The organism is Kribbella sp. NBC_01245, from assembly GCF_036226525.1.
Taxonomy (GTDB): Bacteria; Actinomycetota; Actinomycetes; order Propionibacteriales; family Kribbellaceae; genus Kribbella.
Map to the genome: position 1 here is coordinate 5582091 of NZ_CP108487.1, position 14182 is coordinate 5596272.

Genomic DNA, 14182 nt, shown 5'->3' on the forward strand with positions numbered 1-14182 from the left:
ATGACACGGTGCGACAGCCCTGTCACCGCGCGTGCAAACGGAGGCCCGCCATGCCCCGATCGCCCCGCCTGGCCGCCACTCTGGCAGCCGTCGCCATCCTCGCCACCAGCCTGCAGGCAATCCCCGCAACAGCTGCCGCGGTCGTGCCGGCTGATCTCACCGCACTGGTGAATCCGTTCGTCGGCACGAAGAACTTCGGCAACACCTTCCCGGGAGCGTCAGCGCCGTTCGGCATGGCGCAGGTCAGTCCCGACACGGGCGGCCAAGGCGGGTACGACTACAGCCGGAACACCTTGTACGGGTTCAGCCAGACCCATTTGTCCGGCGTGGGCTGCGAGGTGATGGGCGAGCTCCCGGTGATGCCGACCAGCGGCGCGATCGGCTCGGTCCGGCACGACCAGTACGGCTCGGTCTTCAGCCACGCGCGCGAATCCGCGAAGCCCGGGCTCTACCAGGTCCACCTCGACCGGTACGGCGTCGATGTCGCGCTCACCGCCACGGCCCGCACCGGCTGGCAGCGGTACACGTTCGACCCAGCGCAGCCGGCGAACGTGCTGTTCAACACCGGGAAGGCTCAGCAGCGAGTCTTCTCGTCGGAGCTGAGCATCGTCGGCGATCGCCGGGTCGAAGGGCGGATCAACGCGGGCAACTTCTGCGCGGGCGTCGACCGGCACACGCTCTATTTCAGCGCGGAGTTCGACCGGCCGTTCGCGTCGTTCGGCACCTGGAAGGGTGACGTCAAGACGCCTGGCAGTCGCGAATCGGCGAACACCGGCGGCAACGGTGGTTGGGTCAGCTTCGATCCGGCGTCCGACCGGGATGTGGTGCTCAAGGTCGGCCTGTCGTACACGGGTGTCGCCGGGGCGCGGGCCAACCTGGTCGCCGAAACGGGCGACGCGTTCGATTTCGACGCCACCCAGCGCAAGCTCACCGCCGAGTGGAACGAGATGCTGCATCGCATCGAGGTGGCCGGCGGTACGGCGGATCGGCAGACGGCGTTCTACACCGCGCTCTACCACTCGGTCATGCATCCGAACGTGGCAAGTGATGTCGACGGCAACTATCGCGGCTTCGACGGAACGGTGCGCAAGGCAACGGATTACACGCCGTACCAGAATTTCTCCTTGTGGGACACGTATCGCCCGCAGAACCAACTGGTCGAGCTGCTCGCGCCGAAGGTTGCCCGCGACACCCATCTGTCTGTACTCGCCCACGGCCGCGAAGGCGGTTGGCTGCCGCGATGGTCCCTGGCGAACTCCGAGACGAACATCATGACCGGCGATCCCGTCACGCCGTTCCTCGTCGAGGGCTGGTCGAAGGGCCTGCTGAAGGGATACGAGCAGGAGGCATACGACCTGCTCCGGAAGAACGCGACCGCCGTACCGCCCGTCGAACTGCCGCACAACGGTCGCGCCGGCGCGGCGTACTACGGTCAGGTCGGGTACGTGCCGTTCCCGCTCGACAAGGCGCGCGACTGCTTGCACAAGGGTGGCGACAACGACTGCTCGCACGGCGGTTCGGCGACCCTGGAGTACGCCGCGGCCGATGGCAGTCTGGCGTTGATGGCTCGCGCCCTGGGGAAGAAGGCCGACGCGCGGATGTTCGCGGCTCGCGCGCAGGCTTATCGGAACATCTGGGACTCGGGGATCGGGCATTTCCGGCCGCGCACGAAGGCCGGCGTTTGGCTCAGCCCGTACGACCCGCTAGACGGGTCGCATGCGTTCCACGAGGGTGGTGCGTACCAGTACCAATGGCTCGTGCCGCAGGATCCGGCTGGGTTGGTGGACTTGATGGGTGGACGCCGCGCGGCGGAGAAGCGGCTCGACGACTTCTTCGTTTACGACAAGCTGCTCACGGATCCGGCGGGGACGGCGCGAACCGACTGGGTGCAAGGGCCGTTCGAGTACTACGGCAAGGCGACGTACAACCCGAACAACGAGCCGGATCTGCTCGCGCCGTACATGTACGCGTGGACCGGCGCTCCGCATAAGACGTCGACCGTGGTGCGCGCGGCGATGACGTTGTTCACCAATGGGCCGGACGGCATGACCGGGAACGACGATCTCGGCACGATGTCCGCGTGGTACGTCTTCAGCTCGATCGGGTTGTATCCGACGATGAGTGGCGGCAACTTCTTTACCGTGACCACTCCGCAGTTCGAGAGTGTGCGGCTGCAGGTAGGGGCCTATGGCAAGCAAGGTGGCGTGTTGTCGATCGTTGCTCCTGGCACCGATGATGCGCGGCGATACATCACGTCCGCGCGGATCGACGGGATGCCCTGGAACAAGCCTTGGTTCTCGTGGGATCAGCTGCAGCGTGGCGCTTCCATCCGGTATGGCGTATCAGATCAACCGGGCTCATGGGGTACGGCGCGGTGGGCCGAGCCGCCTTCGGTTGCGTCCGGCAACGGCGTGCCTAGGTCGACGGTGGACGCCGCCTTCAGTCCGGGCGAGGTGGTGATGCCCGCTAAGGATGTCGCGCAAAAGGTTGACTTCTCGGCGGAGATCCTCGTGCAGGACGACCGGCGACGTACGGTGTCTATCCGTACTTCCGGACCGACTGGCTGGTCGGTCGAGCCCGTGGAGTCGTCGGTGCGGGTTACGTCTGACGGGCTGCCGGTGCAAAAGACGGTTGCGTTGTCGGTCGGCATCCCGGCTGGGGCGGCGCCGGGGCGTTATCCGATCAACGCGGTGATTTCGTCGGAAGGCCTTGCGGATAAGACGATTCAGGCCGTGGTGATGATTCGTCAGGCCCGTTGTGCGGCGTCGACTGCTACGTCATGTGCGATTGATCTGGCGGAGTATTACGACCATGACGGGACGGCCACGGTCGCCGAGAACGCGTCGGGTGATTTCGATGGCGGCGGCTGGAGCTACGACGCGGCCCTCTTGCCGCCGACGGGCGCGGTCGAGCTGGGTGGTACGACGTACTTCGCGCCGGACGCCACGGGCACCGCGAAGAACTTCGTGGAGACGACTGGCGAGTCGATCCTCATTCCCGCGGGCGCGTTCAACGAGCTGCGGATCGCTGGTGCGGCGCACAACGGCACGGTAACCGGGGATGTGCTGATCACGTACGACGATGGGAGTACGTCGACGGCACCGCTGGTGCTGACGGACTGGGCGGGCTCGCCTGCCGCTGGGAATACCGTTGCCCTACGCAACGAGCACCGGATCCAGCGCGGGGTGGGCGTGGTCGGGCCGCCGGTGAACATCTTCGAGGCCCGCTTGCCGTTGACTCCGGGCAAACGCGCCCAATCCATCACCCTGCCAGGCGATTCCCGCCAGGAGCTGTACGCCATCACCGCGACCACCACGCAGGCCGCAGCGCTACGCGTCAACCCGATCCCGTCCGACATCCCGACATCCCCTGCCGTCGTACCGTCGTCCTAGCCAACTCATGCCGCGAGTGGTCACATCTGGTCCGCGCGGACGTCGGCAGAAGTCGGCGTTGGGGACCAGATGTGACCACTCGCGGCAGGAACCAGATGCGCTGTCGTCCGCGGCCTGCCAACGGCGTCAGCTGAGGGCGTTGGCGTACCAGGGTTTGATCGTGTTGTTGATGATGGCGAGGCGTTCCTCGAACGGCAGGAAGGCGCTCTTCATCGCATTGATGGTGAACCAGCGGATATCGGCCAGCCCATAGTCGAATGCCTCGGCCAGCAAGGCGAATTCGCGAGTCAAACTGGTGCCGCTCATCAGCCGGTTGTCCGTGTTGACCGTGACGCGGAACTTCAGCGCCGCGAGCAGCCCGATCGGGTGATGCGCGATCGAATCGGCGGCCCCGGTCTGAAGGTTGGAACTCGGGCACATCTCCAGCGGGATACGGCTATCCCGCACGTACGCCGCCAGCCGGCCCAGCTCGACCTTGTCCAGATCGATCGCGGCGAGCTCCAGCGCGGCGTTATCGGCGCCAGTGATGTCGTCGATGATCCGAACGCCATGACCCAGACGATCCGCACCACACCACTGGATCGCCTGCCAGATCGACGGCAACCCGAAGGCCTCACCAGCGTGAATGGTGAAATGCGCGTTCTCCCGCTGCAGGTACTCGAACGCGTCCAGGTGCCGGGTGGGAGGAAAACCCGCCTCCGCGCCCGCGATGTCGAACCCGGCAACTCCCGCGTCGCGATACGCGATGGCTAGCTCCGCGATCTCCATCGAACGCGCCTGATGCCGCATCGCCGTCAGCAATTGCCGTACGACGATCTTGTCGCCGGCGAGCGCTTCACCCTGCTCGAAGCCTTCGCGAACTGCGTCGACCACCTGCTCAAGGGTCAACCCGCCATTGAGGTGTTGCTCCGGCGCGTACCGGATCTCGGCGTACACGACGCCGTCAGCCGCGAGATCCTGGACGCATTCGCTCGCGACCCGGGTGATCGCGGCGGCGTTCTGCATCACCGCGACGGTGTGGTCGAACGTCTCCAGGTACCGCTCGAGCGAGCCCGAGTCGGCCGACTCGGTGAACCAGGCACCGAGCTCCTCCGCGTCCGACCTCGGCAGGGTGTGGCCGATATCTGACGCCAGTTCCGCGATCGTCTCCGGCCGCAGCCCACCGTCCAGGTGGTCGTGCAGCAATACCTTTGGCGCGGCGAGCAATTGGTCCCGACTGATCATCCCCCCATCCTGACAGGCCCTGCCCTCGGTTCTCCATCAGCTCCCGCCCGGTCACGCGGTGTGGGGACGGCGGGTGCGCGGGGTTATTCGGGTGCGCGTGACCTGCGGCATCCGCATGATGAGGGCCGAACCCTGAGCCGGAGGTGCCCGTGGAATTTGTGCCCCATAACCCAACCGAAGGCGTATATCCCGCTAGCGACGACTACGTCCATGCGTTGGAGGTCCGCGGCGCCAGCCGAACGCTGTACGTCGCCGGGACCATGGGCCTCGATCCCGCCGGTGTTGCCGGCAGCGAGTTGACCGAACAGCTTGAGCTGATCTGGTCCAACCTCCGCGCGATCCTTGCCTCGGCCGATATGACCGTGGACAACATCGTCCGAATCACGAGCTACCTCCGCGACCCGTCGTACGCCGAAGCCAACGCCGCGGCCCGGGTGGCCGCCCTCGGCGATCGCGTCGTCCCCACCACCGCGATCGTCGCCCAAACCCTCGTCGACAATTGGCTAGTGGAACTGGAAGTCATCGCCGCCGCCTGACCATTCGCTGGTTGCGGGTCAGGCGGGGTCGACGCGGAAGACGGGGAAGCCGGGGGCCACCTCGAGGAGGCGGGAGTCGGGGGAGTCGGCGTTGACGTCATCGCCGAAGAACGCGCCGACCTCCCACGCCCACTTCTTCAGATAGCGGCGGAGGATCTCCGGCTTCTCCGCGTCGGCCAGCTCAACCCCACGGAAGACCTGCGTCTTCCGCCCGATCGCCAACTTGGCCTCGGCGTTGACGCGCAGGTTCTTCACCCACTGGGTATGACCGCGCGGCGCGACCAGGTACTGCACGCCGTCCACGACCAGCAGGTTCACCGGAACCGACCGCCACTCACCGGACTTCCGTCCCTGGACCGACAGCACCCGGCTGCCCTGCAGGCTGATCCCGAGTTTCGCCAGGCCGGCGACCACGCCGTTCAGCATCCGGCCGCTCCAGCCCATGCCCTTGGTGACGTAGCGCTTGCTGTCGTAGCTCTGCTCCATGGCGGTTCTCCTCTGTTGCGGTCTGTTACGGCGGCGAGTAAGTGCGGTGCTCTGAAACGAGAGCACCGCTCTCGGTTTCACCAGTGAACACGAGATCACCGATCCAAGTCAAGAGCAATGCTCTCGTTTGTGGTCATTGCTCTCGGAAGCTGGCAGACTGCTCGCATGAGTGCACCAAGAACCGCACGGGACCGAGCCCGGGCCGAGCTGACCCACGAGATCAAAGAGGCCGCCCGGCAGCAGCTCATCACCGGCGGCGCCGAGCAACTCTCGCTCCGCGCGGTAGCCCGCGAGCTAGGCATGGTGTCGTCCGCTCTCTACCGGTACTTCCCCAGCCGGGACGAGCTCCTCACCGCCTTGATCATCGACGCGTACGAGGCCCTGGGCGAGATCGCCGAACAAGCCGCCGCCACCGGCAACCCCCGCAACTACCGTGCCCGCTGGAGATCGGTCTACCGAGCCATCCGCGACTGGTCCGTCGAGAACCCGCAGGAATACGCCCTCATTTACGGCTCCCCGGTCGCCGGCTACCACGCCCCCGAGAGCACCGTCGGCCCAGCCGCGCGAATCCCGCTCGCCCTGATCGGACTACTCCGCGAGGCCCATTCCGCCGGCCGCCTCAACACGTCGCACGGCCCGGTCCTGATGACCCCCGCCCTCCGCAAACAACTCCAAGCCGTTGCCGACGTCAACGCCCCCGGCCTACCAGTCGAGGTCCTGAGCCGACTCGTCATCGCCTGGACCCAACTCTTCGGCATGATCAGCTTCGAACTCTTCGGCCACCTCAAAGGCAGCGTCGACCCCACCCGCCCCTTCTTCGACTTCGCCACCGACCAAATGGCCGACTACCTAGGCCTCGAAACCCCTTGACCCCCAGCCCAGACGTACCGGTTTTCAAGACCGGCGCGCTTAAGTGCGGAAGGCCTTCGGGAGGGGGAGGTGGAGGGCTCGGTCTAGGCGGTGGAGGTAGGTGTCGCGGGGGAGGGTGGTGGCGCCGAGGGTGGCGAGGTGGCTGGTCACCCATTGGATGTCGAGGACTCGGTCGGCGGCGTACTCGTCGGTGAGGAGTTCGACCAGGCCTGCGACGGCGGCCTTCGAGCCGTCGGTCTGGTGGTGGAACATCGACTCGCCGGCGAACAGCCCGCCGATGGCGACGCCGTACAGGCCGCCGGCCAGTTCGCCGTCGCGCCAGGCTTCGACGGAATGGACCCAGCCCATTCGGTGCAATTTGGTGTACGCCGCGATGATGTCCGGGTCGATCCAGGAACCAGGCCGGCGCGGATCCGCACAAGCCCGGATGACCTCGTCGAACGCCGTGTTGACCCGGATCTCGAACGGCTTACGCGCTCGCCGCAAGGACCGCGACGGGCTGTACCCGGCCACCTCGATCACGCCTCGATCGACCGGCGACCACCACAACAACGGGCCGTCCGAGTCGGGCATCGGGAAGAGCCCGCGCCGGTACGCCGCGAGGATGGTCCCGGGCTCGAGGTCCGCGCCGGCCGCGACGACATCGCCCGGCCCGGCCACTGCGACCGGCGGGAAGTCCCACACGGAGGCTGGTGGTTCGACTGGCACGTCTCCATCCTGACCTACCGTTCGGTCGTTCAATCCACCGGTGGGGGCTCAATCGGGGTTTTGCCCGAGGTGCGCGATCCCCAGAGCCACGTATGGTTGACGGGGAGCGTTCAGTCCTGTGAGGAGTGGCATGGCCGGTGTAGCCAGGTTCGTCGCCAGCAGTCTCGCGCCCGCCGCCCAGCGATTCGCACCGCAGGCCGCCGCGGGTGTGCTGCGGCGCATTCTCGAGGTCGCGATCGACGGCTATCAACGATTCCCTGGCGCGGAGGCCGTCGCGCAGCGCTATCTGGACAAGCACACCGAGCCGCAGGACGCGCTCGAGGCGATCATCGACCAGCATGTCCGGCTGGCCGGCGTGCAGGGATTTCTCACGAGCATCGGCGGGTTGATCACGCTGCCGATTTCGCTGCCGACGAACCTCACCGGGCTCGCCGTGGTGCAGACCCGGATGGTCGCGTCGATCGCCAGCGTGCGTGGGTACGACCTGGACGATCCGCGCGTGCGTACTGCGGTCATCACCTGTCTGCTCGGCGAGGACGGCGTCACCGATCGGCTGAAGAAGTCGAGCCTGCCGACCTCCCCGCTGGCGATGGCGACCGCGCCGGTGTTCGACCCGGAGCTGGATCGGCTGGTCTCGGCTGAGGTCGTCGGCGAACTGATCGCGCGGATCGGCGGCAAACGAATGGCCATCACGGTGACGCGACGAGTGCCACTTCTCGGTGGTGCGGTTGGCGCCGGGGTCGACGGTTGGTCGACGTACAAGATCGGGCAGTACGCCGACAAGGCCCTGCTACGACGCATCCGCCGCCCAATCGAGCCCTGACCAGTCGCAAGGTCTATCCCGGCCCGAGCCCTGACCTGCGGAGGTCTGACTCGGCCGAGCCCTGCCCCGGGCCGAGGTCGGACCGGGCCGAGGTCTGACCCGGCCGAGGTCTGACCGAGCCGAAGTCTGATCCGCCGTGCCGGAGCCGGACGTGCCGGAGCCGGGCGTGCCGGGGCCGGGCGTGTCTGGGCCGCTGGTCCGCTGGTCCGCTGGTCCGCTGGAATATCGCTGAGAAATGTCGGCGTCGGCTGGCACGATGATCGGGTGACCATTTCGGTGCAAGGGCGGAACCGCCGGGCGGAGCTGGGGGATTTCCTCAAGGCTCGCCGAGCGCAGGTCTCGCCTGCCGATGTCGGCCTGCCTCCCGGGCCCCGACGTCGTACGCCGGGATTGCGGCGCGAGGAGGTCGCCCAGCTCGCGGGTGTCGGCGTCACTTGGTACACGTGGCTCGAGCAGGGCCGCCCGATCAACGTGAGTTCGCAAGTGCTGGACGCCGTCGCGCGGACGTTGGGGTTGTCGCCGCCGGAGCGCACGCACCTGTATCGGCTCACCGAGTCGACGCCCGCGCGGTCGGAACCGGAAGCATGCGCGGACGAGTCCACGCTGGTCGAGATCCTGATGGCGCTCGATCCGCTGCCGGCCGTCATCAGCAATACCCGGTTCGACATTTTGAAGGTCAACGAGCCGTTCCGGAATCTCTTCCACGACTGGCATTCGCTGCCCTGCGTGCACAAGAACCTGCTGTGGTGCATCGTCACCGAGCCGCGCGCCCGGCAATCGCTGCTCAACTACGACACCGAGGTGCCGTATCTGGTCGCGCGATTGCGCTCGGCGTACGGCGAACACCTGGGCGATCCACTCTGGGAGGAGGACATCGCCCGACTGTGCAACGTGAGCCCCGAATTCGAGGAGCTCTGGTCGCGCCATGAGGTCGCCGCGTGCCAGCCCCGCCCGCGGCACGTCGTACACCCGATCGCCGGCGAACTCCACCTAACGGTCACCGAAATGGCCCTCCCGGCGTACCCAGACCTCCGCCTCTTCGTCGAAACCCCCGCCGACGCCCAAACCCGCACCCGCCTCCCCCTGGCAACCCAACCCCCACCACCCAACGCCTAACCAGCCCACCCGCCCAACCTCCCCCCTCGCCCGCCGCCCCGCGCCACGCCCCGGACGGGCCGAGCCGGGCCGCCTGGTGTATCCCGTTCATCGGGCCCTTGTGACAGGGCGTGTCGGCATTCATCGGTCCCTTGGGACCAGGGGTGAGGGCCTACTTCCCTTTGCATTCATTCGTCGGAATCCGCCCTCAGCCGTCGCCTGGCTGTGCGGGTCCGCAGTGCTGTGAGGGCGGATTCCGACGAATGAATGCAGGGGAACGGTGCCTGGCGGAATCACCGCGGGCCTGGCCAAGAGGTGTCCGGCGAGCCGCCAATGAGGGCGCGCTGCTGGTGGTCGGTCACAAGGGCCCGACGAACGGCGACACGCCTGGCAACTAGGGCCCGATGACACGCCGAGGTTTGGTCACGAGGGACCGATGAATGCCGACACACCGCGTCACAAGGGCCCGATGAACGGGATACAACCGGCGGCTCGGCGTGGCGGACGACGGACGGCCGGCCGGGGTGGGCTGGGCCAGCCGGAGGCAGCCGGGTCGCCGGGTCGCCGGTCGCTGGAGGGGTTAGCCGGAGAGGGCTTGGACGGCGCGGCTGGGGGAGGGTTTGCCTAGTTGGGTGGACATCCAGACGCTGGTTTGGACGAGTTTTTCCAGGTTGATGCCGGTTTGGATGCCGAGGCCGTCGAGTTGCCAGACCAGGTCTTCGGTGGCGAGGTTGCCCGTCGCGCTTTCGGCGTACGGGCAGCCGCCGAGACCGCCCGCCGAGCTGTCGACGGTGGTGACGCCTGAGCGGAGGGCGGTGAGGGTGTTCGCGAGGGCCTGGCCGTACGTGTCGTGGAAATGCACCGCCAGCGCCTCGACGCCGACGCCCGCTTTGCCGAAGGCCTCGAGCAAGGCGGTGACCTGGCCCGGGGTGGCGACGCCGATCGTGTCGCCGAGGGAGAGCTCGTGGCAGCCGAGTTCGGCCAGGCGGGCGCCTACGCGGACGACCTGCTCGATGGGTACGTCGCCCTCCCACGGGTCGCCGTAGCACATCGACACATACCCGCGGACGGCCAAACCGGCGTCGAGCGCCCGCCTGATCGTCGGCGCGAACATCGCGAACTGGTCGTCGACCGTGGAGTTCAGGTTCTTCGCGGCGAACGTCTCGGTGGCACTCGCGAAGATCGCGATCTCGGCCACGCCGGCTTCCAGCGCTCGGTCGAGACCGCGCTCGTTCGGCACGAGGACGGGCGCTCGTACGTCGGAGGGCAGGTCGATCGCCTTCAGGAGTTCGGCGGCGTCGGCCAACTGCGGGACCCACTTCGGATGCACGAAGCTGGTCGTCTCGATCGTGGTCAGCCCGGCCTCGGCCAGGCGCCCGATGAACTCGGCCTTGACGGCGACGTCCACGATGGCCGACTCGTTCTGCAGGCCGTCGCGCGGTCCGACCTCGTAGACGGTGACACGATCGGGCAGTCCTTCAGCCCTGACCAGCTGCGGTTTACGCACCTTTGCTCCCACCTGCCCGATGAGTTCGGGCCCTCGACCAGAATGTCACTCGATGACAAGCCAACCAGTGACTCCAGCGGACACCCTCGCCGACATTCTGCGCGGGGTCGAACGCGGCATGTTCCCCGCACCGGATCTGAGTGTCACCGTAGTGCCCGCGCCCTCCGAAAGGGACACCTGCGTGATCGGTCTCACGGCGCACATCGTGGTCGCCGCTGACGTCGATCCCGCCTGGGTCCACCGGCAACTGACGCCGGGCGATCTCTCGGCGCCACTCAATCCGCCATTCCTCGAGGCCCTCTCGAACCTCACCGGCCGCCGGGTGAACGCCATCGACGCCATGCTGCTCGCGTCGGCTCTCCCCGACGACGCCGAACGGGCCGAGCTGCTGGCCGGGTTGACCGAGGTGACCGCCGACGAGCATCCACGAGTACGTCGTGCCCGGCGCTATCGGGAGGGCATCCGGGTGTACGTCGACGCGGCGGGCGGGATGCTGCTCACCGGGTACGGCCTGGCCGGGCGGCTCGAGTGTGCCCTGGAAGTCGCCGAAGACAGCCGCGGCATGGGGAACGGGCGGCGGCTTGCCAGGACCGCTCGCGCCCTCGCACCGGTTGGCGCGCACATCTGGGCGCAAGTCACGCCCGGCAACGCCGCCTCATTCCGCGCCTTCCTCGCGGCGGGCTACCTCCCCGTCGGCTCCGAAGCCCTCCTCGTCCGCTAACGCCTCCGCCCTATCCGGGTTGGCGTTCCCGTCCCTCCACGAGCAGTCACATCTGGCCAGCCAGCGCTCGCCGCAACCCTCCAGGTCGGTGTTCTCCTCCCTCCGCGAGTGGTCGCATCTGGTCCGCTCGGCGTCCCGCGCCATGGTCCAGACGTGCCACTCGCGGGGGAAGACTTGACCACTCGCGGAGGAGGATGCGCCGACTCGCTGGAAGGGGTGTGCCCACTCCCGGAGAGTCCACTCGCGGGAAGGGGCGTGCCCACTCCCGGGGACAGGACCGGACCACTCGTGGGGAAGGGGGTGCCCATTCGCGGGGACAGGACGGGACTACTCGCGGGGTGAGTCAGGCGGCGGCGCCGGCTGGGCCTGGGGGTGGAGGTGGTGGGGCTGCGGAGCCTGGACGGCGGCCGGAGCCGCGGCCGGAGGCGCGGTTGCTGGGGCGGGATCCGGGTGAAGGAGCTGAGCCTGAGCCGGATTCGCCTGCGGAGTGGGAAGCGGCCGCGGCTATCGCGCCGACGGCCTGCTGGGTTCCACCGCTGGTTGAGCGAAGGGCGCCCGCAGCCGCATTGATCGCACCACTCGCGCCGCCGCCGAAACCACCCGAGCCACTGCCGAACCCACCACCTCCGCCCGTTCCACCGCCAAAGCCGCCGCTCGCTCCGAACCCACCGCCGCCCGTGCCGCCGCCGGAGCCGCCGAACGCGCCGGTGGATTTGCGGGGGCCGACGTTGAGGGCGCCGCTGGCGAGCCCGCCCGCGGCGGCCATGCCCGCTCCCGCGCCGGCAGCACCGCCTGCGACGGCTGAGGTGATGGGGGCGATGAAGCGGAGCATGGCGGGCAGGGCGAATACCGCCATCAGCATCATCATGAGCCCAGTGAGCGCGTTGACCAGGGCGTTGCCCGGGTTGAGCAGACCCTTTTCGGTGAGCTTGATCGCCGCCGCGTAGATGATCGCGGCCGCCGGTTTGTAGGCGATGAACGCGATCGTCCAGGTGCAGTACTTCCGGAACATCTCGCGGCCGATCTCGGTATTGGTCGCGGCCGCGGCGATCGGGAACGTGCCGACCAGCAACACCAGCATCGCCGACCTGACCAGCATCAGGATCACCTGCATCACCGACGCCATGAACACGGCCAGCCCGAGGAAAACCATCACCAGCAAGGGCAAGGCGGACGCCGGCGCGGAGGCGTTCGCCGTCAGGATCAGCGCGCCGAGGCGAGTCTCGAGCGTCTCGTTCGCCGGTAGGGCCTGCTCGATGAGCCAGAGCGAGAAGGTGTCCGCGATCCCGATCAGCATCTGGATCACGGTCGCGGCCGCGCCCACCACCAACACCAGCGTGACCATGGCCTTGAGCAACGCTTGAGCCGAATCCCCACGCATCTCCCACGCCATCCGAAGACCCGCGGCGATGACCGACAACGTGCACAAGAACATCACGATCCACAACGTGTGCTCCTGCAGGAACGCGATCACGCCTTCCCGCTCCACCTCGTTCCGAGCGGCCTCCTCGGCAAGATCAGGCGTGTCGATCCGCATCCAGAACGTCGTCACGGCCTTCAACCCGGAGATCGCCATCTCGCCGACCTTGTTCGCCAGGTTCTCGACGAAGCCGCTCGCCGCGTTGCTGATGCTCTCGCCGACCTTGCACGCGACGTCGACGCGGCTGCAGCTCATACTCCGCTCCAGCGGACGAAGTCGCCGAGCCCGGACAGCTGCGAGTACGGCGCCCCGAACTGCTGGCCGGGTCGCGGCGCGAGCACTAGCCAGTCGTCGCGATGCCAGGCCATCGTGAACGTCGCACTCGCATACGCATCCTTCACCCGCATCGCCAGCGCCACCGTCACGCGATCCGGCCCGGCGTCGATGACGCGGAATCCCGCGAGCTGACTGGGCGAATCGTCGATCCCGTCGCCCGGACCTTCGGCCGCGAGGTCGGCCAGCATCCGGTCGGTGTCGGGTCCGGGCAGCAGCACTCGGGCCGCGTTCGGAACGACGTGGTCATCGTCCGCGAGCGCCGCCACCGAGTGGTACGCCGCGAAGACCGCGCCCGTCGGGGAGTGCGCGAAGCATCGCCGGAAGCCGTCCCCGTCGACGCGGCCCGGGCCGAATTCCGCCGAGCGTGGCACGACTATCCGGTTCCACACGTCCCACGCGGTCCGGCCAGGCGGTCGCAGCGGCACCTCCTGCGCACCAGCCGGTACGGCGCACGCGGCCTGACCGGATCCGCCCGCGGGCGTGGTCGCGCCTCCGCCCGGACGTACGGACGACCCCGCCGTGTGCCCACCACCCGGTCTGACCGCATCCCCCGGTCTGACCGAACCACCCGGCCTGACCGCATCACCCTGATCCGACGTACGACCCGGGTCCGACGTACCAACTGAGGCCGTCCCACCACCCGGGTCCGCCGTACCAACTGAACTCGACGCACCACCTTGGTCCGGCGTACCGCCTGGCGCAGTTGCGGCGGCCGGTGGACCGAAGAGAGCGGCCGCGACCAGGGCGAGGCCGCAGAGGGCTATCGCGCCGACGACGATGGCGGCCGCGATGAAACCCTGGTCGAACGCGCCCGGACCGCCGGACCGACCACCGTCAGAACCGCCGGAAGAATCGGCGGCACGATGGCCCTCGGTTGGGTCGGTGATGCGGTGGCTGGTCATGGGCGGATCCCCGTTCGTCCGGCGAATTTCGGCTGCGGGACAAGCGTGGCAAAATTCCTGACATCGCCGCGGAAGTTATCCACAGGCGCACCCTTGACCGCTCAACTGGATCTCACTGAGTTGCCAATAGGTCACCCCGCGTAGCGGAAGACGGTGTACGCC

At 67.9% G+C, this 14182-nt stretch carries 12 protein-coding genes; 6 read left to right on the forward strand and 6 right to left on the reverse strand.

Annotation, left to right across the window (positions count from 1 at the left end; all coding sequences use genetic code 11):
- Positions 1 to 50 precede the first annotated feature (50 nt).
- A complete protein-coding gene (locus tag OG394_RS25340; protein WP_328989563.1) occupies positions 51 to 3392 on the forward strand; it encodes a GH92 family glycosyl hydrolase in 3342 nt (1113 codons plus the stop codon).
- A 126-nt stretch (positions 3393 to 3518) separates the two neighbouring features.
- Here the strand turns inward: OG394_RS25340 and OG394_RS25345 are convergent, their stop codons facing one another.
- The gene (locus tag OG394_RS25345) at positions 3519 to 4616 is read right to left on the reverse strand and encodes an adenosine deaminase (RefSeq protein ID WP_328989564.1); all 1098 of its coding nucleotides are present in this window, start codon (positions 4614 to 4616) and stop codon (positions 3519 to 3521) included.
- Positions 4617 to 4765: 149 nt separating this feature from the next.
- Between OG394_RS25345 and OG394_RS25350 the strand changes: the two genes are divergently transcribed.
- On the forward strand, positions 4766 to 5152 hold the full coding sequence (locus OG394_RS25350) for a RidA family protein (protein ID WP_328989565.1): 387 nt from the start codon (positions 4766 to 4768) through the stop codon (positions 5150 to 5152).
- An 18-nt stretch (positions 5153 to 5170) separates the two neighbouring features.
- Here OG394_RS25350 and OG394_RS25355 read toward each other — a convergent pair whose 3' ends face one another.
- Positions 5171 to 5638, reverse strand: coding sequence for a nitroreductase family deazaflavin-dependent oxidoreductase (locus OG394_RS25355; RefSeq protein WP_328989566.1), 468 nt, complete (start codon positions 5636 to 5638; stop codon positions 5171 to 5173).
- Positions 5639 to 5803: 165 nt separating this feature from the next.
- Here OG394_RS25355 and OG394_RS25360 point away from each other — a divergent pair, with 165 nt between their 5' ends.
- The gene (locus tag OG394_RS25360) at positions 5804 to 6508 is read left to right on the forward strand and encodes a TetR/AcrR family transcriptional regulator (RefSeq protein WP_328989567.1); all 705 of its coding nucleotides are present in this window, start codon (positions 5804 to 5806) and stop codon (positions 6506 to 6508) included.
- A gap of 39 nt (positions 6509 to 6547) precedes the next feature.
- On the opposite strand, the gene aat is transcribed toward OG394_RS25360, so the two are convergent.
- A complete protein-coding gene (aat, locus tag OG394_RS25365; RefSeq protein ID WP_328989568.1) occupies positions 6548 to 7216 on the reverse strand; it encodes a leucyl/phenylalanyl-tRNA--protein transferase in 669 nt (222 codons plus the stop codon).
- A 130-nt stretch (positions 7217 to 7346) separates the two neighbouring features.
- Here aat and OG394_RS25370 point away from each other — a divergent pair, with 130 nt between their 5' ends.
- Together OG394_RS25370 and OG394_RS25375 are read left to right on the forward strand one after the other, a co-directional pair.
- Positions 7347 to 8039 carry an EcsC family protein gene (locus OG394_RS25370; protein ID WP_328989569.1) on the forward strand — a complete coding sequence of 231 codons (693 nt, stop codon included), beginning with the start codon at positions 7347 to 7349 and terminating at the stop codon, positions 8037 to 8039.
- Between the two features lie 264 nt (positions 8040 to 8303).
- Positions 8304 to 9155: a helix-turn-helix transcriptional regulator gene (locus OG394_RS25375; RefSeq protein ID WP_328989570.1), complete on the forward strand. Its 852-nt coding sequence runs from the start codon at positions 8304 to 8306 to the stop codon at positions 9153 to 9155.
- 559 nt (positions 9156 to 9714) lie between these two features.
- Here OG394_RS25375 and OG394_RS25380 read toward each other — a convergent pair.
- The gene (locus OG394_RS25380) at positions 9715 to 10641 is read right to left on the reverse strand and encodes a hydroxymethylglutaryl-CoA lyase (RefSeq protein WP_442914225.1); all 927 of its coding nucleotides are present in this window, start codon (positions 10639 to 10641) and stop codon (positions 9715 to 9717) included.
- Between the two features lie 52 nt (positions 10642 to 10693).
- On the opposite strand from OG394_RS25380, the gene OG394_RS25385 reads away from it, so the two are divergent.
- Entirely contained in the window at positions 10694 to 11362 is a 669-nt protein-coding gene (locus OG394_RS25385; RefSeq protein ID WP_328989572.1) for a GNAT family N-acetyltransferase, read from the forward strand.
- A 343-nt stretch (positions 11363 to 11705) separates the two neighbouring features.
- Here the strand turns inward: OG394_RS25385 and OG394_RS25390 are convergent, their stop codons facing one another.
- Together OG394_RS25390 and OG394_RS25395 are read right to left on the reverse strand one after the other, a co-directional pair.
- Positions 11706 to 13037: a hypothetical protein gene (locus OG394_RS25390; RefSeq protein ID WP_328989573.1), complete on the reverse strand. Its 1332-nt coding sequence runs from the start codon at positions 13035 to 13037 to the stop codon at positions 11706 to 11708.
- Complete coding sequence (locus tag OG394_RS25395; protein WP_328989574.1) at positions 13034 to 14020, reverse strand: hypothetical protein; 987 nt, start codon at positions 14018 to 14020, stop codon at positions 13034 to 13036. The genes OG394_RS25390 and OG394_RS25395 overlap by 4 nt, the downstream gene beginning before the upstream one ends.
- Positions 14021 to 14182 lie beyond the last annotated feature (162 nt).